The sequence below is a fragment of the Aquibium sp. A9E412 genome, assembly GCF_030398335.1.
GTDB lineage: Bacteria > Pseudomonadota > Alphaproteobacteria > Rhizobiales > Rhizobiaceae > A9E412.
Genome location: NZ_JAOAOP010000056.1, coordinates 1 through 25,102 on the forward strand (window position 1 = coordinate 1; position 25,102 = coordinate 25,102).

The 25,102-nt window shown below is 72.4% G+C and carries 18 protein-coding genes and 2 pseudogenes; 14 read left to right on the forward strand and 6 right to left on the reverse strand.

From position 1 onward, the window contains the following. Positions 1-704 (forward strand): annotated as a pseudogene (locus N1F89_RS16250) (hypothetical protein); the annotation flags it as partial. Positions 705-716: 12 nt separating this feature from the next. Here the strand turns inward: N1F89_RS16250 and N1F89_RS16255 are convergent. Together N1F89_RS16255 and N1F89_RS16260 are read right to left on the reverse strand one after the other, a co-directional pair. Next, positions 717-2,354, reverse strand: a complete 1,638-nt coding sequence (locus N1F89_RS16255; protein ID WP_290085313.1) for a cisplatin damage response ATP-dependent DNA ligase — start codon at positions 2,352-2,354, stop codon at positions 717-719. Continuing rightward, a complete protein-coding gene (locus N1F89_RS16260; protein WP_290085335.1) occupies positions 2,351-3,361 on the reverse strand; it encodes a ligase-associated DNA damage response exonuclease in 1,011 nt (336 codons plus the stop codon). The genes N1F89_RS16255 and N1F89_RS16260 overlap by 4 nt, the downstream gene beginning before the upstream one ends. A gap of 107 nt (positions 3,362-3,468) precedes the next feature. Here N1F89_RS16260 and N1F89_RS16265 point away from each other — a divergent pair, with 107 nt between their 5' ends. The 3 genes from N1F89_RS16265 (at position 3,469) to pdeM (ending at position 7,877) form a co-directional block, all read left to right on the forward strand. Beyond that, on the forward strand, positions 3,469-4,446 hold the full coding sequence (locus tag N1F89_RS16265) for a methyltransferase domain-containing protein (RefSeq protein WP_290085316.1): 978 nt from the start codon (positions 3,469-3,471) through the stop codon (positions 4,444-4,446). A 204-nt stretch (positions 4,447-4,650) separates the two neighbouring features. After that, complete coding sequence (locus tag N1F89_RS16270) at positions 4,651-7,182, forward strand: ligase-associated DNA damage response DEXH box helicase (protein ID WP_290085317.1); 2,532 nt, start codon at positions 4,651-4,653, stop codon at positions 7,180-7,182. Then, on the forward strand, positions 7,179-7,877 hold the full coding sequence (pdeM, locus tag N1F89_RS16275) for a ligase-associated DNA damage response endonuclease PdeM (RefSeq protein ID WP_290085318.1): 699 nt from the start codon (positions 7,179-7,181) through the stop codon (positions 7,875-7,877). Before N1F89_RS16270 ends, pdeM begins: the two co-directional genes overlap by 4 nt. A gap of 6 nt (positions 7,878-7,883) precedes the next feature. Here the strand turns inward: pdeM and N1F89_RS16280 are convergent, their stop codons facing one another. The 4 genes from N1F89_RS16280 to N1F89_RS16295 all read right to left on the reverse strand — a co-directional run bounded on the left by N1F89_RS16280 (position 7,884) and on the right by N1F89_RS16295 (position 14,124). Continuing rightward, positions 7,884-8,357 (reverse strand): DUF3429 domain-containing protein, encoded by a 474-nt coding sequence (locus N1F89_RS16280; RefSeq protein WP_290085319.1) that lies wholly within the window; start codon positions 8,355-8,357, stop codon positions 7,884-7,886. Between the two features lie 4 nt (positions 8,358-8,361). Continuing rightward, positions 8,362-9,267, reverse strand: a complete 906-nt coding sequence (locus tag N1F89_RS16285) for a TIGR02186 family protein (protein ID WP_290085320.1) — start codon at positions 9,265-9,267, stop codon at positions 8,362-8,364. After that, positions 9,267-10,190, reverse strand: coding sequence for a sulfite exporter TauE/SafE family protein (locus N1F89_RS16290; protein ID WP_290085322.1), 924 nt, complete (start codon positions 10,188-10,190; stop codon positions 9,267-9,269). The genes N1F89_RS16285 and N1F89_RS16290 overlap by 1 nt, the downstream gene beginning before the upstream one ends. A 181-nt stretch (positions 10,191-10,371) precedes the next feature. After that, positions 10,372-14,124, reverse strand: coding sequence for a peptidoglycan-binding protein (locus N1F89_RS16295; RefSeq protein ID WP_354670333.1), 3,753 nt, complete (start codon positions 14,122-14,124; stop codon positions 10,372-10,374). Positions 14,125-14,595: 471 nt separating this feature from the next. Here N1F89_RS16295 and N1F89_RS16300 point away from each other — a divergent pair, with 471 nt between their 5' ends. The 10 genes and pseudogenes from N1F89_RS16300 to N1F89_RS16345 all read left to right on the forward strand — a co-directional run. Further along, the gene (locus tag N1F89_RS16300; protein ID WP_290085324.1) at positions 14,596-15,018 is read left to right on the forward strand and encodes a MerR family DNA-binding transcriptional regulator; all 423 of its coding nucleotides are present in this window, start codon (positions 14,596-14,598) and stop codon (positions 15,016-15,018) included. A 347-nt stretch (positions 15,019-15,365) separates the two neighbouring features. Next, positions 15,366-17,162 (forward strand): acyl-CoA dehydrogenase, encoded by a 1,797-nt coding sequence (locus tag N1F89_RS16305; protein ID WP_290085326.1) that lies wholly within the window; start codon positions 15,366-15,368, stop codon positions 17,160-17,162. Between the two features lie 112 nt (positions 17,163-17,274). Then, positions 17,275-18,444: an acyl-CoA dehydrogenase family protein gene (locus N1F89_RS16310; protein ID WP_290085327.1), complete on the forward strand. Its 1,170-nt coding sequence runs from the start codon at positions 17,275-17,277 to the stop codon at positions 18,442-18,444. 225 nt (positions 18,445-18,669) lie between these two features. Then, positions 18,670-19,878: an acetyl-CoA C-acetyltransferase gene (locus tag N1F89_RS16315; protein WP_290085329.1), complete on the forward strand. Its 1,209-nt coding sequence runs from the start codon at positions 18,670-18,672 to the stop codon at positions 19,876-19,878. Between the two features lie 6 nt (positions 19,879-19,884). Then, positions 19,885-20,469 (forward strand): cysteine hydrolase family protein, encoded by a 585-nt coding sequence (locus N1F89_RS16320; protein WP_290085330.1) that lies wholly within the window; start codon positions 19,885-19,887, stop codon positions 20,467-20,469. 10 nt (positions 20,470-20,479) lie between these two features. Next, positions 20,480-22,699 carry a 3-hydroxyacyl-CoA dehydrogenase NAD-binding domain-containing protein gene (locus tag N1F89_RS16325; RefSeq protein ID WP_290085331.1) on the forward strand — a complete coding sequence of 740 codons (2,220 nt, stop codon included), beginning with the start codon at positions 20,480-20,482 and terminating at the stop codon, positions 22,697-22,699. 17 nt (positions 22,700-22,716) lie between these two features. Further along, a complete protein-coding gene (locus tag N1F89_RS16330; protein WP_290085332.1) occupies positions 22,717-23,277 on the forward strand; it encodes a thioesterase family protein in 561 nt (186 codons plus the stop codon). 163 nt (positions 23,278-23,440) lie between these two features. Next, on the forward strand, positions 23,441-24,058 hold the full coding sequence (locus N1F89_RS16335) for a 2-hydroxychromene-2-carboxylate isomerase (protein ID WP_290085333.1): 618 nt from the start codon (positions 23,441-23,443) through the stop codon (positions 24,056-24,058). 191 nt (positions 24,059-24,249) lie between these two features. Continuing rightward, on the forward strand, positions 24,250-24,897 hold the full coding sequence (locus tag N1F89_RS16340) for a helix-turn-helix transcriptional regulator (protein WP_290085334.1): 648 nt from the start codon (positions 24,250-24,252) through the stop codon (positions 24,895-24,897). Between the two features lie 4 nt (positions 24,898-24,901). Then, positions 24,902-25,102: pseudogene (locus N1F89_RS16345) on the forward strand (hypothetical protein); the annotation flags it as partial.

Sequence of the window (25,102 nt, forward strand, 5' to 3'; positions counted from 1 at the left end):
AGATCGCCGTCGCGCCGCGCCGCGCCATGCCGGCCGCCGCGCCGCGCCGCACGCGCCGCGTCTTCGCCTGGCTGTTTCTCGTCGTCACGCTCCTCAGCGCCGTCGGCGTCGCGGTCTGGTGGACGGTGCAGAGCGGCATCCTGATTCCGGCCGAGCGGCGCGACACCGGCGTGCCCAATCCGCCGCAGGTGCTGGAGGACGAGGATTTCGACCCCGACGGCGCGCCGCCGGCCGCCGGTCCGCCGGCCGGCGGGCCGGCGCTCGAAGGCGAGGTGATGACGGTCTTCTCGCCCGACGACCCGACCACCGTGGGTGCGCCCGGCGGCGCCGACGCGCAGCTTCTGGAGGGCGAGGGCGGCGCCTTCATGCGGCTGGCCGCCGACGGTCCCGACCAGGCGGTGCGCTTCGACATCGGCATCGGCATCCTCGAGCGGCTGGCCGGCGGGCGCGCGGTGTTCTCCGTCGAGGCGGCGAGCGCCGGCGACGGCGAGGCCGAGATCGCCATCACCTGCGACCTCGGCGGCTTCGCGCCGTGCCGCCGGCTGCGCTACACCGTCGGGCCGCAGCGCGACACCTACGTCTTCGAGGTGGCGCTGCCCGACGCCCGGCCGCAGGCGGCCGGCACGCTGGCGATCGCGCCCGACATCGCTGACCGCGGCGCGGCGATCGACGTCTACGCGATCCGCGCGGCCGCCGCGCGCTGAGCGGGCGGCCGGTCAGGCGTCCGTCTCGGCGGTCCGCGCCTGGCGCTCGCGCGCCTCGATCATCGCCGTCAGCGTGTCCAGCCGGTCGGCCTCGATGGCCGGCTTGTCCCAGCGCAGCCGCGCGATGCGCGGAAACCGCATCGCCACGCCAGACTTGTGGCGCGTCGAGCGGGCCAGCCCCTCGAACGCCACCTCCAGCACCAGGCCGTGCCCGGGTCCGGCGCGCACCGCCCGCACCGGGCCGTAGCGCTCCACCGTGTTGTCGCGGACATATTTGTCGATCCGCCGCAGCTCCTCGTCGGTGAAGCCGAAATAGGCCTTGCCGACCGGCACCAGCTCGGGCGCGGTCTGCGGTCCGGTCCACACGCCGAAGGTGTAGTCGGAGTAGAAGCTGGAGCGCCGGCCGTGGCCGCGCTGGGCGTACATCAGCACCGCGTCGACGGTGAAGGGGTCGCGTTTCCACTTGAACCACGGCCCCTTCGGCCGGCCGGGCACATAGGCGGAGTCGGCGCGCTTGAGCATGATGCCCTCGATCACCGGATGCGGCGGCTGGCGGCGCAGCGCCTCGAGCGCCGCCCAGTCGTCGAAGGCGATCAGCGGCGACAGGTCGAAACGCCGCGGATCGAGCGTGCCAACCAGGGCGGCGAGCCGCGCCCGCCGCTCGGCGAAGGGTAGCGCCCGCGTGTCGCTGGCGCCCTCGCGCAGCAGGTCGTAGCAGCGCACGAAGGCCGGATGCCGCTCGACGAGCTTGCGCGACACCGTCTTGCGGTTGAGCCGCTGCTGCAGCTCGGAGAAGGTGCCGGTGCCGCTGTCCGGCCCGCCGACCAGCAGCTCGCCGTCGATCACCGCGTCGAAGTCCATCGCCCCGGCGACGTCGGGAAAGGCGGCGGAGATGTCGTCGCCGGTGCGCGAGTAGAGCCGCGCCACGCCGTCCTCGCACACCGCCTGCACGCGGATGCCGTCCCATTTCCACTCGGCCCGGTAGTCGGCCGGCGACAGCTTCTCGAGGTCGCCCTCGGCGACCGGATTGGCCAGCATGACGGGCCGGAAGAGCGCCGGCGCCGCGCTTTCGGGCTTGGCCGCGCGGCCTTCCAGCCAGGCGAACAGCGCGTCGTAGGGCGGCTCCAGCCCGTGCCACAGCTCCTCGATCTCGGTCACCGCGACGGCGCCGAAATGGGCCAGCGCCTGCTTGGCGAGCCGCGCCGAAACGCCGATGCGCAAGCCGCCAGTGGCGAGCTTGATGAGCGCGAAGCGGGCCGAGGCGTCGAGCCGGTCGAGCAAGCCGGCGACCGTCGCCGGCGCGTCGGCGCGCGAGGCGCGTCGCATGCGCTCGACCACCTCCGACAGCGCCGGCGGCGGGCCGGCCTGCGCGCCCGGCGGTGCCGGCCAGACCAGGGAGACGGTCTCCGCCAGGTCGCCGACATAGTCGTAGGAATAGGCGAACAGCACCGGGTCCAGGCGCTCGGTGGCGAGCGCGCGCAGCATCGCCGGCTTGACGGCGGGGAAGTCGAGCCCGCCGGTCAGCGCGGCGAGCGCCAGGCCGCGGTCGGGATCGGGCGCCGTGGCGAAGTAGTCGGCCATCAGCTTCAGCTTGCCGTTGCGCGAGGGCGTCAGCACCAGCCGGTCGAGCAGCTCGGAAAACCGCCTCATTCCGCCTCGTCCTCGTAGCCGACCAGATGCAGCGGCCGGGCGCGGATACCGTTGAGCTCGCACCAGCGCACCAGCGCCTCCTCGCGGCCGTGCGTCACCCACACCTCGGCCGCGCCGGTCTCGCGGATGGTCGCGGTGAGCTCTGGCCAGTCGGCATGGTCGGAGACGATCAGCGGCAGCTCGACGCCGCGCTGCCTGGCGCGCTGGCGCACGCGCATCCAGCCCGAGGCGAAGACGGTGAGCGGATCGGCGAAGCGCCGCGACCAGCGGTCGGCGAAGGCGGCCGGCGGCCCGACCACGACGCCGTCCTCGGCCGTCGCCCTGGCCTTGCCGTCGAGCGTTGCCGGCACGAGCGGGCCGAGCGTCACGCCCTGCGTCTCGTAATAGGCGCACAGCTTCTCCAGCGCGCCGTGGATGCGGATCGGCGCGTCGTGGCCGGCCTCGCGCATCAGCCGGATGACGCGCTGCGCCTTGCCCAGCGCATAGGCGCCGACGATGTGCGTGCGCTCGGGAAACTGCGCCAGCGAGGCGATCAGCCGCGCCGTCTCGTCGGCCGCCGGCGGGTGCACGAAGACCGGCAGCGCGAAGGTCGCCTCGGTGATGAAGACGTCGCAGGCGACCGGCTCGAAGGCGGCGCAGGTCGGGTCGGCGGCGCGCTTGTAGTCGCCCGAGGCGACGATGCGCAGGCCGTTCGCCTCGACTGCGATCTGCGCCGAGCCGAGCACGTGGCCGGCCGGGTGGAAGGAGACCCGCACGCCGCCGAGGTCGATGCGCTCGCCGTAGCCGGCGGCCTGCACCGTGCCGGCGAAGCCTTCGCCGTAGCGCAGCGCCATGATGTCGAGCGTCTGGCGCGTCGCCAGCACAGCGCCGTGGCCGGCGCGCGCGTGGTCGGCATGGCCGTGCGTGACGAGCGCGCGCGCCACCGGCCGCACCGGATCGACGAAGAAGTCGCCGGCCGGCGAGTAGAGGCCTTCGGGGCGGGGGCACAGGAGATCGTGCGGCTGCATGAGGCAAAGATAGGTCTTCGGCGGCGGCATGAAAGACGCTTGCATCGGCCGCCGCTTCGGCGCATAAGCCGCCCGCCCGGCTCGCGGGCGTCCCTTCACGTCGTCCGATGACACCCCTGTCCCTTTCCTCCGGCGATCTGGTCGCTGACCGGCGCGCCGCCTATGCCGAGATGCTGTGCGAGGCCGGCGACGTCGCCGCGGCCGCCGATCTCCTGCGCGAGGCCGTCGCGCTGGCACCCGGCTGGGCGGCCGGCTGGTACCGGCTCGGCGAGACGATGCTGCTCGCCGGTCGCATCGCCGAGGCGGCGGAGGCGTGGAGCGCGGTGCTGCGCCTCGATCCGGCCGACCGGCTCGGCGCCAGCCTGCGTCTGGCCGAGGCCGGCCTGATGCCGCCGGTCGACGCGCCGCCCTCGGCCTTCGTTGAGACGCTGTTCGACCAGTACGCGGCGGGCTTCGACGACGCGCTGGTCGGCCGCCTCGGCTACCGCGTGCCCGAGCTCATCGAGCGGGCGATCCGCGCCACCGGCCGCACCGCCCATGCGCACGCCGTCGATCTGGGCTGCGGCACCGGCCTGCTCGGCGAGCGGCTGCGCGCGACGGCGAGCTTCCTCGAAGGCATCGACATCTCGGCCGCCATGCTGAGGCGCGCCGAGGCCAAGCGCCTCTACGACCGGCTGACGCGCGCCGACCTGCAGATGCTGGCGGCCGATCGCGCCGCGGCCGACCTCGTCACCGCGGCCGACGTCTTCATGTATGTCGGCGCCCTCGACCGCCTGGTCGCGGCGGTGGCCGCGATGCTGGTGCCGGGCGGGCTGTTCGCCTTCTCCGTCGAGAAGCACGACGGGCCGGAGCCGGTGTTCCTGCGCCCGTCGCGGCGCTACGCGCATTCGGCCGGCCATCTGCGCGGCCTGCTCGGCGGCGCCGGCTTCGCGGTGCTGTCGCTGGAGACGGCGCCGATCCGCCGCGACCGCGGCGAGACGCTTCTCGGGCTGATCGTCGTCGCCGAGCGGCTGGCGCCGGCCGCCGCCGCGCCGGGCGGGCATGCGCATGCGCCGTGCCGTCCGGCGCTGCGGCCGCTCCAGTGAGCCGCTTTGCGGCGGGCGGAAGACGGCAAGACCGGCGCGGCGGGGCGTGACGGCGCGGCGGCCGCTTCACGCCCGCCGGCCGCATGTTCGAGCGCCGATCTGCCTTTCACGGCCTCGCAGACCGGCTCCAAGCTGTTGTCTTGACGCGATTGCGGACGGCGAACCGGTTTCCACGTCGCCTGCAAACGCGATAAGCCTTGCCGGATGAACCGGCAGTCGCCTCCCGCAGAACCCGCCGCCGGCACCGGCCTGCCCGAGCCCTTCGCCGGCTGGTTCGCCGCGCGCGGCTGGCGGCCGCGGCCGCACCAGATCGAGCTCCTGGCGCGCGTTTCGGCCGGCGCCTCGGCGCTGCTCATCGCACCGACCGGCGCCGGCAAGACGCTGGCCGGCTTCCTGCCGTCACTGGTCGATCTCGCGACGCGACCGAAGCGGCGGCCCGGCATGCCGGCACGCGGCGTGCACACGCTCTACATCTCGCCGCTCAAGGCGCTCGCCGTCGACATCGAGCGCAATCTCGCCCGCCCGGTTGCCGACATGGCGCTGCCGGTCGCCATCGAGACGCGCACCGGCGACACGCCGACCCACAAGCGCCAGCGCCAGAAGCACGCGCCGCCCGACATCCTGCTGACGACGCCCGAGCAACTCGCGCTGCTGATCGCCGCGCCCGACGCCGGGCGCTTCTTCGCCGACCTGAAGTTCGTCGTGCTCGACGAGCTGCATTCGCTGGTCACCTCCAAGCGCGGCCACCTGCTGGCGCTCGGCCTGGCCCGGCTGCGCCGGCTCAGGCCGGAGCTGCGGGCGCTCGGCCTGTCGGCCACGGTGGCCGAGCCGGACGCGCTGCGTCGCTGGCTGGTCGGCCAGAACCCGCCCGGCGCGATGGCCGACATCGTCACCGTGGCGGGCGGCGCCAGGCCGCACATCACCATCCTGGAGACCGAGGACCGCGTGCCGTGGTCGGGCCATTCGGCGCGCTACGCCGTTCCCGCCGTCTATGAAGCGATCCGCGCCCACCGCACCACGCTCCTGTTCGTCAACACGCGCAGCCAGGCCGAGCTCCTGTTCGGCGCGCTGTGGCGCGTCAACGACGACAATCTGCCGATCGCGCTGCATCACGGCTCGCTCGACGTGGCGCAGCGCCGTCGCGTCGAAAAGGCGATGGAGACCAACAGCCTGCGCGCGGTGGTCGCGACCTCGACGCTCGACCTCGGCATCGACTGGGGCGACGTCGACCTGGTCGTGCATGTCGGCGCGCCCAAGGGGGCGAGCCGGCTCGCCCAGCGCATCGGCCGCTCCAACCACCGCATGGACGAGCCGAGCCGCGCCATCCTGGTGCCGGCCAACCGCTTCGAGGTGATGGAGTGCCGCGCCGCGCTGGAGGCCAACTATCTCGGCGCGCAGGACACCCCGCCGCTCGTCGACGGCGCGCTCGACGTGCTCGCCCAGCACGTGCTCGGCAGCGCCTGCGCCGCCCCCTTCGCGGCCGACGCGCTCTACGAGGAGGTGCGCTCGGCCGCCCCCTATGCGGGGCTCGAGCGCGCCACCTTCGACCGCGTCGTCGACTTCGTGGCGACCGGCGGCTATGCGCTGAAGACCTACGAGCGCTACGCCCGCATCCGCCGCGCGCGCGACGGCCGCTGGCGCATCGCCCATCCGCGCGTCGCCCAGCAGTACCGCCTCAACGTCGGCACCATCGTCGAGGCGCCGATGCTCAACGTGCGCTACGTGCGCGCCGGACGCGGCGTCGCCGGGCGGGGCGGGCCGGTCCTCGGCAAGGTGGAGGAATCCTTCCTCGAGGCGCTGGCGCCGGGCGACACCTTCCTGTTCGCCGGCAAGGTGCTGCGCCTGGAAGGCATCCGCGAGAACGAGGCCTTCGTCTCCAACGCCGCCGGCTCCGACGCGCTGGTGCCGGCCTATGCCGGCGGCAAGTTCCCGCTGTCGACCTATCTCGCCGACCAGGTGCGCGGCATGCTGGCCGATCCGGCGCGCTGGACGGCGCTGCCCGACCAGGTCGCCGAATGGCTGGCCATCCAGGCGCAGAAGTCGGTCGTGCCGGCGCGCGGCGACCTGCTGGTCGAGACCTTCCCGCGCGGCGACCGCCACTACATGGTCGCCTATCCCTTCGAGGGGCGGCTCGCCCACCAGACGCTCGGCATGCTGCTGACGCGCCGGCTCGAGCGCGCCGGCGCGCGGCCGCTCGGCTTCGTGGCGAGCGACTACGCCATCGCCGTGTGGGGGCTGCGCGACATCGGCCGCATGGCGCGCACGGGCGCGCTCGGGCTCGACCGGCTGTTCGACGAGGACATGCTGGGCGACGACCTGGAGGCCTGGCTGGCCGACAGCTGGCTTCTGAAGCGCACCTTCCGCGCCTGCGCGCTGATCTCCGGGCTGATCGAGAAGCGCCATCCCGGCCAGGAGAAGACCGGCCGCCAGGTGACCGTGTCGGCCGACCTGATCTACGACGTGCTGCGCACCCACGAGCCCGACCACATCCTGCTGCAGGCGACGCGCGCCGACGCCGCGACCGGCCTGCTCGACGTGCGCCGGCTCGGCGAAATGCTGTCGCGCATCCGCGGACGAATCGTGCATAAGCATCTCGACCGCATCTCCCCGCTCGCCGTGCCGATCATGCTCGAGATCGGCCGCGAGCCGGTGCCGGGCGATGCCGGCGAGGCGCTGTTGGGCGAGGCCGCCGACAGCCTGATCGAGGAAGCGATGGGCCGGGAAGGGGCGCAATGAGCGCGGAGCGGATTGCGGCACGGCGGATCACGATCGCCGGCGAGCGGGCGCTGTGCGACCACCGCGGTGCGCTGGTCTTTCCCGAGATCGGCCTGCTCGCCGTCTCCGACCTGCATCTGGAGAAGGGCTCCTCCTTCGCCCGCCGGCGCAGCTTCCTGCCGCCCTACGACACGGCCGCCACGCTCGACCGGCTGGCCGCGGTGATCGCCGCGCACGACCCGGCCATCGTCGTCAGCCTCGGCGACAGCTTCCACGACGGCGGCGGCGCGGCGCGCATGCCCGCCGTCTACCGCGAACGCCTGCTGGCGCTGATGGCCGGGCGCGACTGGTACTGGATCGCGGGCAACCACGATCCCGAGGCGCCGGCCGACCTGCCGGGCCGCACGGCGGCCGAGCTCGCCATCGGGTCTCTGCTGTTCCGCCACGAGCCGCAGCGCGGCGCGGCGGCCGGCGAGATCGCCGGCCACCTGCATCCGGGCGCCCGCATCGTGCGCCGCGGCCGTTCGGTGCGCCGCGCCTGCTTCGCCTGCGACGGCCAACGCCTCATCATGCCCGCCTTCGGTGCGCTGACCGGCACGCTCAACGTGCTCGACCGCGCCTATGCCGGCCTGTTCAGCCGCGACAGCCTGACCGCCTACATGCTGGGCGCCGACCGCGTCTACCCGATCGCCGGCTCGCTGCTGGCGCCCGCCTGACGCGGGTCAGGCCGCCGCCAGCGCCGCCAGGAGCAGCGCGGCGACCACCAGCACCGTCAGCCACAGCCGGAGCCGGCCGTACCACTCCGGCGCCGCGCCCTCGGCGACGGCGAAGCTGTCCCATGCGCCGTGGCCGGCGAAGCACACCGCCAGCACGGCGAAGGCGGGCGCGGCCGGCAGCGCGAAGGTCGCCCAGCCGGCGAGCGCCGGCACGACGCCGAGCGCCAGGTCGCGGCGCTGCCGGCCGCCGCCGGCGATCGCCAGGCCCCAGCGCACGCCGCCGAGGAACGACAGGATGATGACGGCATAGCCGCGCAGCAGGACGATGGTGCCGTCGCGCCAGGGATGCGTGTCGGCGATGCCGTAGAGCCACAGCGCCAGCGCCGCGAAGGGGATGACGCCGGCAAGGCCGAGCCGCCGGGCGAGCCGGGCGAGGGCCGCCTCGCGGTCCGCCACGGTCGCCTCGGCGTCGGGCGTCACCGCCTCAGTCCCGCTTGAAGATCAGCCGGCCGAGCCAGCCCGTCACCATGGCGATCAGCACCGCGACGAGGCCGTAGGCGAGGCTCTGCTGGTGGGCGGCGTCGAAGATGCGCTGCTCGATGCCCGATTTCTGGATGGCGAGCGGCGCCGAGGTCTCGCGCACGAACACGCCGTTGCGGAACAGGAAGGCGCGCGCCTTGTGCGTGCCCACCGGCACGTTGGGCGCGAGCGACAGCGTGGCGCGGAACAGGCTCTGCGACAGGAACTGCACGCCGCCCACCCGCAGGGTGTAGAGGCCGGCGGCGCGCTTGCGCTCCACCAGCGCCTCGCGGTAGCGCGCCACCACCGCGGCATCGGTCTCGCCCTCGAGCGGCTGCAGGTGGATGTAGTCGGCGCCGAGCGACAGCCGGCGGTAGCTCTCCTCGTCGGTGATGTCCTGCGGCATGCGCGTCATCGCCATCGCGTAGGAGGCCGGCACGCCGACGAAGACCACGGAATCGGTGTTGATCCACATGCCGAAGACGCGCGTCTTCTTGCGCACCACGGTCGGCCGCGGCGGACCCTCGAGCACCACCACGACGTCGTAGCGGCCCTGCCGGGCGATCAGCGGGTCGGCGTTGTCGAGCGCGCCGAAGATCGTCAGGTTGGCGCCGGCGAAGTCCGAGGTGATCGACACCTTGTCGGTCGACAGGCCGATCTCGATGCTCTCCGGCGCGCGCGCCGCGCGCGTCTCGGCGGGCGGCTCGACCGGCGCGTCGGCCGGCGCCTCGCCGTCCGGCCGGGCGGCCGGCTCCTCGGCCGCCGGTGGCTGCGCGTCCTGCGGCGCCGGCTCCTGGGCGAGCCCGGCCGGCGTGCCGGTCACCACCAGCACGGCGAGGAACAGCGGCAGGACCGACCGCAGCGCCCCCATCACGCGCCCCTCAGCGGCGACAGCGAGTAGAGGCTGGCCGGCGCGACGAACAGGTCGAAGGCGAGCCGCAGCGCCACCGCCAGGACGAGGATGGCGAGCAGGGCGCGGAGCTGCTCGCCGCGCAGCTTCTGGCCCACCTTCGCGCCGTATTGCGCACCGGCGACGCCGCCGACCATGAGCAGGAAGGCGAGCACCACGTCGACCGTCTGGTTGGCGGTCGAGTGCACGATGGTGGTGAAGGCGGCGACGAAGATGATCTGGAACAGCGAGGTGCCGATCACCACGTTGGTCGGCACCTTGAGCAGGTAGATCAGCGCCGGCACCATGATGAAGCCGCCGCCCACGCCCATGATCGAGGCGAGGAAGCCGATGACCGCGCCGAGCGCGATGACCGGGATCACGCTGACGAACAGCTTGGACGCGCGGAAGCGCATCTTGAGCGGCAGCTTGTGGATCCAGTTGTGCTGGCCGGGCCGGCGCAGCGTCGCCACCTGGCCGCCGCGCGCGCGGCGGATGGCGCGCAGGCTTTCCACCAGCATCAGCCCGCCGACGGTGCCGAGAAAGGCGACGTAAAGCAGCGACACGATCAGGTCGAGCTGGCCGAGGCGACGCAGATAGGCGAACACGTAGACGCCGACCGAGGAGCCGACGACGCCGCCGGCCAGCAGCACCGTGCCGAGCTTGAAGTCGAGCGAGCCACGCTTGAAGTGGGCGAGCGCGCCGGAGAACGACGAGGCGATCACCTGGTTGGCGCCGGTCGCCACCGCGATCGCCGGCGGGATGTTGTAGAAGATCAGCAGCGGCGTGATGAGGAAGCCGCCGCCGACGCCGAACATGCCGGACAGGAAGCCCACCGCGCCGCCCATCGCCAGGATGACGATCAGGTTAACCGACAGTTCGGCGATGGGAAGATAGATGCCCACCCGTAAGACTCGACAAGCTCAGCCGCCCGATGAGCGGTTCCCGCCCGAAACGCGCCCCTTTCCTATCCGTTCTTGCGCCGCCCGCCGGGCGAAGTCAAACCGCCCGGCCGCGGAGGGTTAAAAAAAGCGCCGCCGGCGGCGCGCGGTGCGCTGCCGGCGGCGGCTTTGCCTGCGCGGTCGGCTACTTGCGCTCCAGCAGCGCCCGCACCAGCGTCTCGTCCACCTCGCCGTCGGCCGGCATGCCGTTGTCGGACTGGAAGGCCTTGATGGCGGCGCGCGTCTTGTCGCCCATCACGCCGTCGACGGGGCCGGCGTCGTAGCCGTTGTTGTTGAGGATGAGCTGGATGTTGCCGACCGCCTTGCGCATGTCGACGCCGGCCGGCTCGATCGCCGCGGTGGTCGTCTCGCTCTCGGTCCATTCCTCCGGCACGTCGACCATGTTGGTCGCGCGGTCGAGCTCGCGCGGCTTCCACAGCTCGGCCTTGGCGCGCGCCCGCTCCAGCCGCTCCGGCTCCAGCGTGCCGGCGATCTCGTCGCGCTTGGCCGCGGCGTCGCCGTCGCCGGTCTCGGCGACCAGCGCGAACCACTTGTAGGCCTCTTCCAGGTCCTGCTGCATGCCGACGCCCTTGGCGGTCAGGATGCCGAGGTTGAACTGGCTGTCCTTGACGCCGAGCTCGGCGGCGCGCAGGAACCAGCGTGCGGCGGACTCGTTGTCGGCCACGCCGTCGGCGCCCATCGCGTGGAGCACGCCGAGATTGTGCATGGCGCTGGCGTTGCCCTGCTCGGCGGCGAGCTGGTACCACATCTTGGCGCGGCCGATGTCGCGCTCGACGCCCATCCCCTTCTCGTAGAAATTGCCGATGCGGTACTGCGCCGGCGCCAGGCCGAGCTCGGCGGCGCGCGCGTACCACTCGGCCGCCTGCGCCAGATCGGCCTCGACGCCGCGGCCCTCGCCGTAGCGGCTGCCGATCTCGAACATCGCCCGCGCATCGCCCGAAGCGGCCGCCTCGCGCAGCGCCACCGGCCCCGCCTCCGCGGGGATCGCGGCGAAGGCGGGTGCCGTCTCGGCTTCCGCCGGCTCGGCCGCCGTGCCGGCCGGCCGGGCCGCCGCCGCCGGTGCGTCGTCCGCCATGGCTTCGCCAGCCGGCTCGCCGTCGCCGTCGTCGTCCGCCGCGGTCGTGTCGGCCGCCGCCGCAGCGCGCGTCGGGCCGGCCTGCTCGGCGCCGGCCGGAGCGGCCGCCGTGTCGAGCGGCCGGGCATCGCCATTGTCGACGATGCGCGCCACGAAGTTGCGCGCCGGCGCGTCGCCGTCCGGTGCGGCGGCGGCGCGTGCCGCGGCGTCGGCTGCCGGCGGTTCGGCGGACTGCGGATCGGCGACCGCCGCCACGGCAGGCGTCTCGACGGGGGCGACGGCATTCTGCGCCACCACCTCCTCGCCGCCCATCAGCGCCTTGCCCGCCTGCAGGCCGGCCAGGCCGACGAGCAGCGCGACGCCGGCGATCAGCACCGGCTTCTTGTTGCGGCCGAGGAGCTGGCCGAGGGCGAAGCGGCTGGTCGAGCCGCGCGGATCGGACTGCTTCTTCTTGGTGATCTCGGCCTCCGCCGCGGCGGCCTGGGCGGCACGCCGGGCGGCGGCGATGAAGTCGGACTTGGCGGCCTCGCTGCCGCTCGCCTGGCTCGGCTGGCCGCGCTGCTCGCGCACGCGGCGCATGATGGCGTTGAGGTCCGGCCCGCCGGTGCCCGGCTCGATCGGCGCGTTCGGCGCGGCCTGCTCGGCCGGTGCGGCCGCCGCGCGCTCCTCGAGCGCCGGCTCCGTCCGCCGGGGCGGCTCCGCGGCGCGGCCGCGCCGCGCGGCCAGCGCCCGGGTCAGCCCGCCGAGCATCGAGCGCCTGCCCTCGCCGGGCTCTTCGGTGTCCATCGCCGCCTGCGCCGCGGCGGCGGCCGCTTCGGCCGGGCTGCGGCCCGGCGTCGCTTCGCGGCTCTGCGGCTCCTCCGCCGGCGCCTCGCCGGCGGGCGCGTCGAGCGTGGCGGCCGGCGCGCCTGCATGCGGCTCGAACAGGTCGTCCTCGATCTGCGGCAGCATCGGCGGCGGCGTTTCGACGGCGATCTTGCCGCCCTCCGGCGCCTCCTCGCGCGGCGCCGGCTGTGCGGCCGCCGGCGCCGGCCCGCCGCCTTCCAGCGAGCCGAGCCGGTCGACCACCTTGAGCAGCGTGTCGTGGATCGCCTCGAAGGTGCGCGCGTTGCGCTCGTCCGAGCGCCGCGTCAGCGCCTCGAGCGCCTTGAGCTCCTGCGACAGGGCGCCGTGCGCGGCCGGGTCGGCCGGCGCTTCGCCCATCGAGCGGATCGCCTCCTCGGCGGCGCGCCGCGCCGCCTCCACGACGCTCTCGCGGCTTTGCGTGATCGAGCGCTCGATATGGTCGAGCCGCGGTCCCAGATCGTCGAACTCCGGCAGCGCCGGACCCGGCCGGCTGAGATGCTCCGAAAGCGTGGCGATCTGCGACTGGAGATTGCCGACGATGTCGCGGTCGAGGCCGGCGGCCTGCTCGGCCGACATCTGCAGCCGGCGCGCGATGTCCTCCAGCCTGGCCTCGAGCGCCCGCACCGCCTCGGCGTCGCCGGCCCCGCTCGTGCGCGCGTCGAAGCGTTGCGCGAGCGCGGCGAAGCGCTCGTCGATCGCCATCATCAGCGCGCCCTCCTCGGCCGGCTCCGGCCGGTCGCGCAGCTGCGCGGCGAGATCGTCGAGGCGCCGCTCCAGCTCGCCAAAAAGGCTGCGGCTCTGCTCGACCGCGTCGTCCTGGCGCCGCTCCAGCGCTTCCAGGACGCGCGCGAACCGCGCCTCGAAGGCGCCGAGCATGGCTTCGGTGCGCGCGCCGGTCTCGGCCGCGTCGAGGCGCTCGGCGACCGCGGCGATCTGCTCGGCGAGCCGCTCGACGGCGTGCTGCGGCAGCTCGGCCTGGCTCGCCACCTGGTCGATGCGCTGCGACAGCGTCTTCAGCCGCTCCATCAGCTCGACGGCCGGCCGGTCCTCGACCAGCTCCTCGACCTGGCGGGCGAGCGAGGCGATGCGCGCCTCGATGCGCTCGAACGGCTCGGGATCGAAGCGCGCCGCCTGGGCCGCGCTGGCGGAAGCCGCGATGGCGCGCGAGATCTCGTCGAGGCGGGTGTCGATCTGCTCGATCGTCTCGGGCGCCAGGCTCTGGCGATGCGCGATGACCTGCTCCACGGTGGCGGCCAGCATGCGCAGCTTGTCGTCGAACTCGCGCAGCGACAGCGAGTCCGGCAGGCTGCGCACCGCCTCGTCGATCTGCTCGAGGCGCGCATGCAGCGCCTCGATCGCCGGGTCGGTCTCGCGCCGCACTTCGGCGGCGACGCGGTGCTCGAGGTCGCCCCAGCGTTCGTCGAAGGCCTCCCACCGCGCGCTGACCGAGCGCACCGTCTCCTCGCTCGCCAGCTTGCCGAGCGCGCTCTTGACCTGCTCGAGCTCGAGCCGGAGCATCTGCACGGCGCGGTCGTCGCCGCGCTCCGCGAGCTGCGCGATGGCGTGCGACAGGCGGTCGAACTCCTGCACCAGATGGGCGTTGCTGGCGTCGGACGGCATCGAATCGGCGAGCCGCGCCATGTCCTTGCGCAGCGTCTCGAATTCGGGCCGCAGACCGGCGGCCATCATGTGCCGCACGTCCTCGCGCAGCGCCTTCAGCTCGCCGGCGATGCTCTCGACGGCGGCGAAGTCGTCCTCGCGCCGGCGGGTCTGGTCGATCTCGCGGGCCAGTTTCTCGAACGAGGCGCGGTCGGCCGGTGCCGCGCGCCGCTCGCTGCCGTGCGGTTCGCCGGCGCGGCTTTCGCGGGCGCGGTCGAGGCGGGCCTCGAGATCCTCCAGGGTGCGGCTGATCTGGTCGAGCACCGTGCTCGGCCGGCGCTGTCTGCCGATGTTCACACTGTCGAGATACGACCGCTTGTTTGTCATTGCGAAGCCCGTTTGCCGCTTCGCCGCCGGGGGCGACGTTCGTTTCATTGCCGGGTCGGGGGGTGATCCGGCGGTCGCCGCCGTCGCGACGGCCCTGCGGGACCTGCGGCGGGCGAAGCGCTCGGAAAACCAACCACCGTGAGCAACGAAGGACAGGATAGCCACGGGTCACCGACCTGCGCACAATTCCCCGAACGTGGTAAACAAGCCGTTAACCATCCTTACCGCGATGCAAACCGGATGTGATCGGGCGCAGCCGACGGCCCGCGCATTCGCCCTTGCGGCGGTCCCGGCACAGGCCTATATGCCGCCGCAAAGCGCGGGTCGGCCGAAGGCGGCCCGCTTAACACGCCCGAGTGGATCGGACGCCGGTCCCGGCAGCGGCCAGGCCGGCCATCCTCGATGCAGGCCCGCTCCCGGACGGAAGAAAAGCAAGAGACGATGATTTCAACAGCGGTCAGGGACACCGCGGCGGAAGCCGCGGGTGATGCCGTATCCGGCGATGGCTACACACGGATCGGCGACATGGCGAAGCAGTTCGGCGTCACGCTGCGCGCGCTTCGCTTCTACGAGGACAAGGGCCTCCTGATGCCCAAGCGCGAGGGCAGCGCCAGGCTCTACACCCAGCGCGACAAGGCGCGGCTGAAGCTGGTGCTGCTCGGGCGCCGCGTCGGCTTCTCGCTGCGCGACGTCAAGCAGATGATCGACCTCTACGAGCCGGGCGGCGACAATGCGCGCCAGCACCGGGTCGTGCTGGAGCGCTCCGAGCGGCAGATGAAGCGGCTGCAGCGCCAGCGCGACGCGATCGACGCGGCGATCGCCGAGCTCGGCGAGATGATTCGCGACCTGCGCGCCAGGGTCTAGCGCGGTTCCGGGCGGCCCGGAGAGCGGTCCGCCCGGCGGAAACCTGCGACGACCATGTGCCGGAGCCGGTCTGCCTTCTTCGTGAAGGGCAGGCCGGGTCCGGCGCGTGCGCCCGCGCCCGGCGCAGGCGATCCTGCCCCATCCCGACATTCCCCGACCGGGCGGCCGCCGCCGCGGCCGGTGCCGCGCACCCCTCCGGCACCGCCGCGCGGGGTGCGATTTTTTGTCCGTCCCGGATGATTGACGTTTACGCAAACGTCAAAATTTGCTAGACGGGGCGCAACGATGGATGCGCCGCCCTGTCCGCCGCCGGCGAAGCGTGCGCGATCGCGTTTCGGAGGATCCCCATGCCCACCTACAAGGCTCCCGTTCGGGACACGCTGTTCGTGCTCAACGAGTTGCTCGGCTACGAGCGCTACAACAACCTGCCGGGCTTCGCCGACGCCTCGCCCGACGTGCTGGAAGCCATCCTCGACGAGGCGGCCAAGCTCGCCGAGAACGTCATGCAGCCGCTCAACCGGGTCGGCGACGCGGAGGGCTGCCGGCGCCACGAGGACGGCTCGGTGACCACGCCGACCGGTTTCAAGGACGCCTACCGCCAGTATTGCGAGGGCGGCTGGATGGGCCTCGCCGCGCCGGCCGAGTATGGCGGCCAGGGCCTGCCCTACACGATCCATTCGGCGGTCGGCGAGTACCTGTCGTCGGCCAACATGGCGCTGATGATGTATCCCGGCCTCACCCAGGGCGCCGTCGCGGCGATCCTCGCCCATGGCAGCGACGCGCAGAAGGAGACCTGGCTGCCGAAGATGGTCGACGGCACCTGGACCGGCACGATGAACCTGACGGAGCCGCATTGCGGCACCGATCTCGGCCTGCTGCGCACCAAGGCGGTGCCCGACGGCGAGGGCCGCTACCGCATCTCCGGCCAGAAGATCTTCATCTCGGCCGGCGAGCACGACATGGCCGGCAACATCGTCCACCTGGTGCTCGCCCGCATCGAGGGCGCGCCGGCCGGCGTCAAGGGCATCTCGCTGTTCATCGTGCCGAAGTTCCGGCTCGGCCCCGACGGCGAGCCGGGCGAGCCGAACGGCGTGAGCTGCGGCTCCATCGAGGAGAAGATGGGCATCCACGGCAACGCCACCTGCGTGATGAACTACGACGAGGCGCAGGGCGAGCTGCTCGGCGAGGCGCATGGCGGCCTCAAGGCGATGTTCACGATGATGAACGAGGCGCGCCTCGGCGTCGGCATGCAGGGCCAGTCGATGGGCGAGGTGGCCTATCAGAATGCGGTCGCCTATGCCCGCGAGCGGCTGCAGGGCCGCGCGCTGACCGGGCCGGCCGAGCCCGACAAGAAGGCCGATCCGATCATCGTCCACCCCGACATCCGCCGCAAGCTGATGACCATGCGCGCCTTCAACGAGGCCGGCCGGGCGCTGATCCTGTGGACGGCGCTCAAGTCCGACGTGGCGCACCGCTCCGGCGACGCCGCCGAGCGCCAGGCGGCCGACGACCACCTGGCGCTAATGACGCCGGTCATCAAGGGCGTGCTCACCGACAAGGGCTTCGAGCACGCGGTGATGGCGCAGCAGGTCTTCGGCGGGCACGGCTACATCGAAGAGCACGGCATGAGCCAGTTCGTGCGCGACGCCCGCATCGCCATGATCTACGAGGGCGCCAACGGCATCCAGGCGCTCGACCTGGTCGGCCGCAAGCTGGCGCAGAACGGCGGCCGCGCCGTGCAGGCCTTCTTCAAGGAGGTCGGCGACTTCTGCGAGGACAACCGCGCCGACGCGGCGATGGCGCCCTTCACCAAGCAGCTCAAGAAGGGGCTCAACGACCTGCAGGCGGCGACCATGTGGCTGATGCAGAACGCTGTCGCCAAGCCCGACAACGCGGGCGCGGCCTCGACCGACTACATGCACCTGTTCGGCCTGGTGGCGCTGGGCTACATGTGGGGCATGACGGCGAAGACCGCGCAGGCCCGGATCGCCGACGGCGCCAACGGCCAGGCCGCCTTCTACGAGGGCAAGCTGGCGACGGCGCGCTATTACATGGAGCGGGTGATGCCGGAGACCGCCGCCCATCTCGCCCGCATCTCGTCGGGCGCCGACGCGATGATGGCGCTGCCGGCGGAGGCGTTCTGAGTGTCTGTGGTTCAAGATTGAACCGTCATCCGGCCTAAGGGAGACCGACGGGCCGGCAGGCCGGAGGGGGCATTGCCGCCGCGGCCGCGCCGCAACCGAGTGGAGGGAGCACATGACCACGCCTGCCGCCGTGCTCGACGTTCCCGCGCCCGCCTGGGCCGGCGAGGACGTCGCCATGCTCTACGAGATGGCCGGCCGCTTCCTGTCGGAGGAAGTGGCGCCGCGCTACGAGACCTTCGAGGCCGACGAGATCGTCGACCGCGCCTGCTGGGAGAAGGCGGGCGCGGCCGGCCTGCTGTGCGCCTCGATGCCGGAGGAATACGGCGGCGCCGGCGGCAGCTATGCGCATGAGAGCGTCATCGCCGAGGCGATCGGCCATGTCGGCGTCGACGGTTTCGGCATCGCGCTGCACAACGCCATCGTCGCTCCCTACATCCTGCACTACGGCTCGGAGGAACAGAAGCGCCGCTGGCTGCCGCGCATGGCGAGCGGCGAGCTGATCGGCGCCATCGCGATGACCGAGCCGGGCGCCGGCTCCGACCTGCAGGGCGTCAAGACGCGCGCCGAGAAGGACGGCAACCACTACCGCATCAGCGGCTCCAAGACCTTCATCACCAACGGCCAGCACGCCAATCTGGTCGTCGTGGTGGCCAAGACCGATCCGGCGGCCGGCGCCAGGGGCACCGCCCTGATCGTCGTCGAGACCGACGAGGTCGAGGGCTTCGAGCGCGGCCGCAACCTCGACAAGATCGGCCTCAAGGCGAACGACACCTCGGAGCTGTTCTTCAACGACGTGCGCGTGCCGACGGCCAACCTGCTCGGCCACGAGGAGGGCCAGGGCTTCGTCCAGCTCATGCAGCAACTGCCGCAGGAGCGCCTCCTGATCGGCGCCCAGGCGATCTCGATGATCGAGCGGGCGCTGGCGGTCACCATCGACTATGTGCGCGAGCGCCAGGCCTTCGGCAAGGCGGTGATGGAGTTCCAGAACACCCAGTTCCGCCTCGCCGAGCTGAAGACCGAGGCGACCATCGGCCGCGTCTTCTACAACGACTGCGTGGCGCGGCACCTGGCCGGCGGGCTCGACACCGTGACCGCCTCGATGGCCAAGTACTGGCTCACCGACCTGCAGTGCAAGGTGGTCGACGAGTGCCTGCAGCTGCACGGCGGCTACGGCTTCATGAACGAGTATCCGATCGCGCGCATGTATCGCGACGCGCGGGTGCAGAAGATCTACGGCGGCACCAACGAGATCATGAAGCTGCTGATCGCACGGAGCCTTTAGGCCATGATGCGGGGCGCAGCGGCCTTCGCGCGATGCCGCGGTCTGTCCGCTCGAAGCGGCCGTACATATATGGTGCCGGGAGGACCGGACCGGTGGCAGGGCACCGCCGGCCGGCGGCTGCGCCGCGCGCTGAACCCGACGGCCGGCCGGGCGGGACCCGGCGGGCAACGAGACACCGAAACCGGGCCCGCCCGTGCGGCGCGGCCGAACGCGAAGGAGACGACCATGTCTGAGGCCTATGTCTACGACGCCGTGCGCACGCCGCGCGGCCGCGGCAAGAAGGATGGCTCGCTGCACGAGGTGCCGGCCGTGCGGCTCGGCGCCCGGACGCTGGAGGCGCTGCGCGAGCGCAACGGCCTCGACACCGCCACCGTCGACGACATCATCTTCGGCTGCGTCGACCCGGTCGGCGAGGCCGGCTCGGTGATCCCGCGCGCCGCCGCCTTCGAGGCGCGCTACGACAACAAGGCGCCGGGCATGCAGATCTCGCGCTTCTGCGCCTCCGGTCTCGACGCCATCAACTTCGCCGCCGCCAAGATCGCCGGCGGCTCCGACGAGGTGGTGATCGCCGGCGGCGTGGAATCGATGAGCCGCGTCGGCATGGGCATGTCGGGCGGCGCCTGGTTCATGGACCCCTCGGTCGGCCTGCCCGCCTACTTCATGCCGCAGGGCGTTTCGGCCGACCTGATCGCCACCAAGTACGGCTTCTCGCGCGACGACGTCGACGCCTATGCGGTGGAGAGCCAGAAGCGCGCCGCCGAGGCCTGGGAGAAGGGCTACTTCAAGGATTCCGTCATCGCCATCAAGGACCAGAACGGCCTGACCATCCTCGACCATGACGAGCACATGCGCCCGGGCACCGACATGCAGTCGCTTGGCCAGCTCAACCCCTCCTTCGTGATGCCGGGCGAGATGGGCGGCTTCGACGCCGTCGCCGTGCAGCGCTATCCCGAGATCGAGGGCGTCAACCACGTCCACCATGCCGGCAATTCGAGCGGCATCGTCGACGGCGCGGCCGCCGTGCTGCTCGGCTCGAAGGCCGGCGGCGAGGCGATGGGCCTGAAGCCGCGCGCCCGCATCCGTGCCTTCACCAACATCGGCTCGGAGCCGGCGATCATGCTGACCGGCCCGGTCGACGTCACCGAGAAGCTGCTGAAGAAGGCGAACATGACGCTCGACGACATCGACCTGTTCGAGCTCAACGAGGCCTTCGCCTCGGTCGTGCTGCGCTACATGCAGGCCTTCGACATTCCGCATGACCGCATCAACGTCAACGGCGGCGCCATCGCCATGGGCCATCCGCTCGGCGCCACCGGCGCGATGATCTTCGGCACGGTGCTCGACGAGCTGGAGCGGCGCGACCTCAACACCGCGCTGGTCACGCTGTGCATCGGCGCCGGCATGGGCACCGCGACGATCATCGAGCGGGTCTGACGGGCGATGCCGCTCGACCCGGCGAAGACGGCGCTGGTGCTGGTCGACGTGCAGGCCGCGTTCCTCGAGCGCGAGCAGGCCGGCGAGCGGCGCAACAACCCGCACGCGCTGTCCAACATGGCGCGGCTCGTCGCCGCCTTCCGCGACGCCGGGCGGACCGTCATCCACGTGCGGCACGCCTCGACCGAGCGGGACTCGCGGCTGCGGCCCGAGCGGCCCGGCTTCGCGCCGATCCCGCAGACCGCCGAGCGGGCCGGCGAGCCGGTTCTGGTCAAGTCGGTGAACTCGGCCTTCATCGGCACCGACCTGGAAGCGCTGCTGCGCGGCGGCGGCATCGCCACGGTCGTGTTCGCCGGCATCACCACCAACCACTGCGTCGAGACGAGCGCCCGCATGGCCGGCAATCTCGGCTTCGACGTGCGCCTCGCCGAAGACGCCTGCTACACCTTCGACCGCACCGGCCATGGCGGCCGGCACGAGCCGGCCGAGGACATCCATCGCATGACGCTGTCGAACCTCGACGGCGAATTCGCCACCATCGAAACCACCCAGTCCGTGCTGGCGGCGCTCGCCGCGGGCGCGGCGGCGTGAGGAGGACATCATGAGCTACAAGAACTTCACCGTCGAGACCGACGCCGACGGCATCGCGCTCGTCACCTGGGACATGCCGGAGCGCTCGATGAACGTCTTCACCGAGGAGGTGATGGACGAGCTCGACCGCATCATCGACCAGGTGGCCGGCGACGACGCGGTCAAGGGCGCCGTCATCACCTCGGGCAAGGAGACCTTTTCCGGCGGCGCCGACCTGACCATGCTGCAGCGCATGCTCAAGCTGTTCCGCGAGGAGCAGCAGCGCGACCCCGACAAGGCGATCACGATGCTGTTCGACGGCGCCGGGCGCATGAGCTGGCTGTGGCGCAAGCTGGAGACCTGCGGCAAGCCGTGGGTCTCGGCCATCAACGGCACCTGCATGGGCGGCGCCTTCGAGCTGTCGCTCGCCTGCCACGGCCGCGTCGCCGCCGACAGCGACAAGGTCAAGATGGCGCTGCCCGAGGTCAAGGTCGGCATCTTCCCCGGCGCCGGCGGCACCCAGCGCGTGCCGCGCCTGACCGACGCCCAGGGCGCCCTGCAGATGCTGACCACCGGCCAGAGCCTGTCGCCCAAGAAGGCCAAGCAGATGGGGCTGATCCACGCGGTCGCCGCGCCCGAGGCGCTGGTCGAGACCGCCAGGGCGATGATCCGCGACGGCCTCAAGCCGGTGCAGCCGTGGGACGAGAAGGGCTTCAAGCTGCCCGGCGGGCCGGTCTATTCGGCCGCCGGCGCCAATCTGTGGCCGCCGGCAATCGCCATCCTGCGCCGCGAGACCTACGGCAACTATCCGGCCGCCGCCGCCATCCTGAAATGCGTCTACGAGGGCCTGCTGGTGCCCTTCGACACCGCGCTCAGGATCGAGCAGCGCTACTTCACCGAGATCCTGCGCTCGACCGAGGCGGCGATGATGGTGCGCTCGCTGTTCGTCTCGCTGCAGGAGCTCAACAAGGGCGCCCGCCGGCCCGACGGCGTGCCGGCGACGAATTTCAAGAAGATCGGCGTGCTCGGCGCCGGCTTCATGGGCGCCGGCATCGCCTATGTCACCGCCAGGGCCGGCATCCCGGTGGTGCTGATCGACCGCGACGTGCCGTCGGCCGAGAAGGGCCGCGACCACTCGGCCGGGCTGATGGACGGGCTCATCAAGAAGGGCCGCGCCAGCGCCGAGGACAAGGAGGCGCTGCTGTCGCGCATCACCGCCACCGACGACTACGCCCAGCTCGAGGGCTGCGACCTGGTGATCGAGGCGGTGTTCGAGGACTCCGAGATCAAGAAGACCGTCACCGAGAAGGCCGAGGCGGCGATCCCGCAGACCGCGACCTTCGCCTCCAACACCTCGACGATCCCGATCACGTCGCTCGCCGGGAACTCGGCGCGGCCGGACCGTTTCATCGGCATCCACTTCTTCTCGCCGGTCGACCGCATGATGCTGGTCGAGATCATCCTCGGCGAGCAGACCGGCGACGAGGCGCTGGCGGTGGCGATCGACTACGTGCGGGCCATCAGGAAGACGCCGATCGTGGTCAACGACACGCGCGGCTTCTACGTCAACCGCTGCGTGCTGCGCTACATGTCGGAGGCCTTCCAGATGCTGATCGAGGGCGTGCCGGCGCCGATGATCGAGAATGCCGCCCGCATGGCCGGCATGCCGGTCGGGCCGCTGGCGCTGACCGACGAGACGGCCATCGACCTGGCCCAGAAGATCATGAAGCAGACGATCCGCGACCTCGGCGAGGATGCCGTCGACAAGGAGCAGTTCGCGCTCGTCAACGCGATGGTCGACGAGCACGGCCGGCACGGCCGCAAGAACGGCAAGGGCTTCTACGACTATCCGGCCAAGCCGGCCAAGAAGCACCTGTGGCCGGGCCTGCGCGACCTCTATCCGCAGCAGGACCCCGACACGATCGACGTCGAGGAGCTCAAGCAGCGCTTCCTGGCGACGATCGCGCTCGAGGCCGCGCGCGTGATGGAGGAGGGCATCGTGACCGACCCGCGCGAGGCCGACGTCGGCTCGATCCTCGCCTTCGGCTTCGCCCCCTATACCGGCGGCGCGCTGTCCTACATCGACGGCATGGGCGTCAAGGCGTTCCTCGCGCTCGCCGGCCGGCTGGAGGGCAGGTACGGCAGCCAGTTCGCCGCGCCGGCGCTGCTGACGGACATGGCCGAGAAGGGCGAGAGCTTCTACGAGCGCTTCGACCCTTACGGCAAGTCGGGCGCCCGCCAGGCGGCCTGAGGCGCAGCCCGCACACCATGTACGTCTGGGGACGTCTGATGCGGATCGCGGCGACACACCGTCGCCGCGGTCCCTACGCCGCCGGCGACGAGAGCCGGCTGGCCTTCCGCTGCTTGCCGACCGACATCGACCCGAACCTGCATCTCAACAACGCCCGCTACATGATGCTGGCCGACATCGGCCGGCTCGACATCTTCCTGCGCAGCGGCCTCATCTCGGTGTGCCGCCGGAACGGCTGGGGCCCGATGATGGGCGGCGTGCAGTCGGTCTATGTGCGCGAGATCCGGCTGTGGCGGCGCTTCGAGGTGATCTCGACCATCGAGACCTGGCGCGGCACCCAGGTCGTCGGCAAGCACCGTTTCGTGCTGGCAAGCGGCGAGACGGCGGCGATCGTGATGACGACCGCGGGCGTCTACGACTTCCGCGCCCGCGCCTTCGTGCCGATCGACACCGTGGTCGCGGCGCTCGGCCACGACCGGCCGCCGCGTCCGCCGGATGCCGCGGAGGAGGCCTTCATGGCCTCGCATGACGGCTTGCGCCGTCTCGCCAAGGCGACGCGCGAGCCGGTCGACGCCTGAGCCGGCCGATTGACGCCCGGCCGGCGGCGGGGCACGCTGCCATGCGGGCCCGATGCCGCACGCGAAGGGCGTGCGGTGCGCCCGCCACCGCCGACGGAACGAAGGCCGGCCACGCGCCGTTGCCCGCTCGGCGGGGCGACCCGCCAGCCCGCAAGGAGCCGCCATGGCGACCGTCATCGACTACTACATGACCGCGGCCTCGCCGTTCACCTATCTCGGCCACCAGCCGCTGCGCGCCGTCGCCGAGATGCACGGCGCCGAGATCCGCGTCAAGCCGGTCCGGCTGGCCGACGTGTGGGCGGTGTCGGGGGCGCTGCCGCCGCCCGAGCGGCCGCCGGTGCGCCAGCGCCAGCGGCTGGTCGAGCTGCAGCGCATCGCCGACTATCGCGGCGTGCCGATCAACCCGAAGCCGAAGCACTGGCCGGTCGACCCGACGCTCGCCGACCACACCATCATCGCGCTCGCCGAGGCCGGCCGCGATCCGCTGAGCTTCATGGAGCGCGTGCTCGCCGGCGTCTGGGCCAACGAGGAGGACATCGCCGACCGCGACACGCTCGCCCGCTTCCTCGCCGCCGAGGGCGCCGACGCTTCGGCGATCCTCGAGCGGGCCGACAGCGCGGCGGTCGCCGCCATCCGCGCGCGCAACGGCGAGGAGGCGATCGCCGCCGACGTGGTCGGCGTGCCGGCCTATGTGCTCGCCGGCGAGGCGTTCTGGGGCCAGGACCGGGTCGAGTATCTCGATCACGCGCTGGCCAGCGGCCGCGCGCCGTTCGGCGCCTGAGCGGGGCCGTCCGAAGCCGATCCGATTTTCGCCGAAACGCAGCTCGGCTCTGACGTGGCGTCCCGACGCGGCTGCGGACGGCGAGCCGGTTTCCGCCGTGCCTGGAAACGCCCGCGCTCCCGCTGGACATGGCGGCGGGGCGGGGCTACAAAGCGGCAGGTATATTTTCCTGTCGCTCCTGGAGGCCGTCCATGCTGTCGCATGAGCAGGTCTGGGCCGCCATCGACGCGCTCGCCGCGCGCCACTCGCTCTCCGCATCCGGCCTTGCCCGCAAGGCGGGGCTCGATTCCACGGCCTTCAACCGCTCCAAGCGGCTGTCGGCCGATGGCCGGCCGCGCTGGCCGTCGACGGAATCGCTCGCCAAGGTGATGCAGGCGACAGGCGCCTCGCTCGACGACTTCCTGGCGCTTGTCGGCGGCACCACGCCCGGCGCCCGGCCGGCCGGCGGCGGCCCGCAGACGGTGCCGCTGATCGGCTTTGCCCAGGCCGGCGGCGGCGGCTTCTTCGACGATGCCGGCTTTCCCGCCGGCGACGGCTGGGAGCACGTGGCGCTGCCCGGCCGGGTGCGCGAGGGCGCCTACGCGCTGCGCGTGCAGGGCGATTCCATGACGCCGCTCTACCGCGACGGCGACGTGCTGATCGTCGAGCCGGGCGCCAGCGTGCGCCGCGGCGACCGCATCGTGGTGCGCACCGTCGGCGGCGAGGTGATGGCCAAGGTGCTGCTGCGCCAGACGGCGGCCGAGATCGAGCTGCTGTCGCTCAATGCGGAGCATCCCAACCGGATCTTCGCACGCGCCGAGATCGAGTGGATGGCGCGCATCGTGTGGGCGAGCCAGTAGCCCGTTGCCCGGTCAGTCCCGCCGCCGTTCCGCCGTCCGCCGGCCGGCTTCCGCCGCCGCCGGCCTCGCGCTCGCCCTGCTCGCCGCCCCGGCGGCGTCGGCGCAGGAGGGCGGCGAGGCGCCGCCGCGCCGCGTGCGGCCGATCGCGCCGCAGATCGTCGCGCCGCCGCCGACCGGCCCCGACGCTCTCGAGCGCACGGCACCG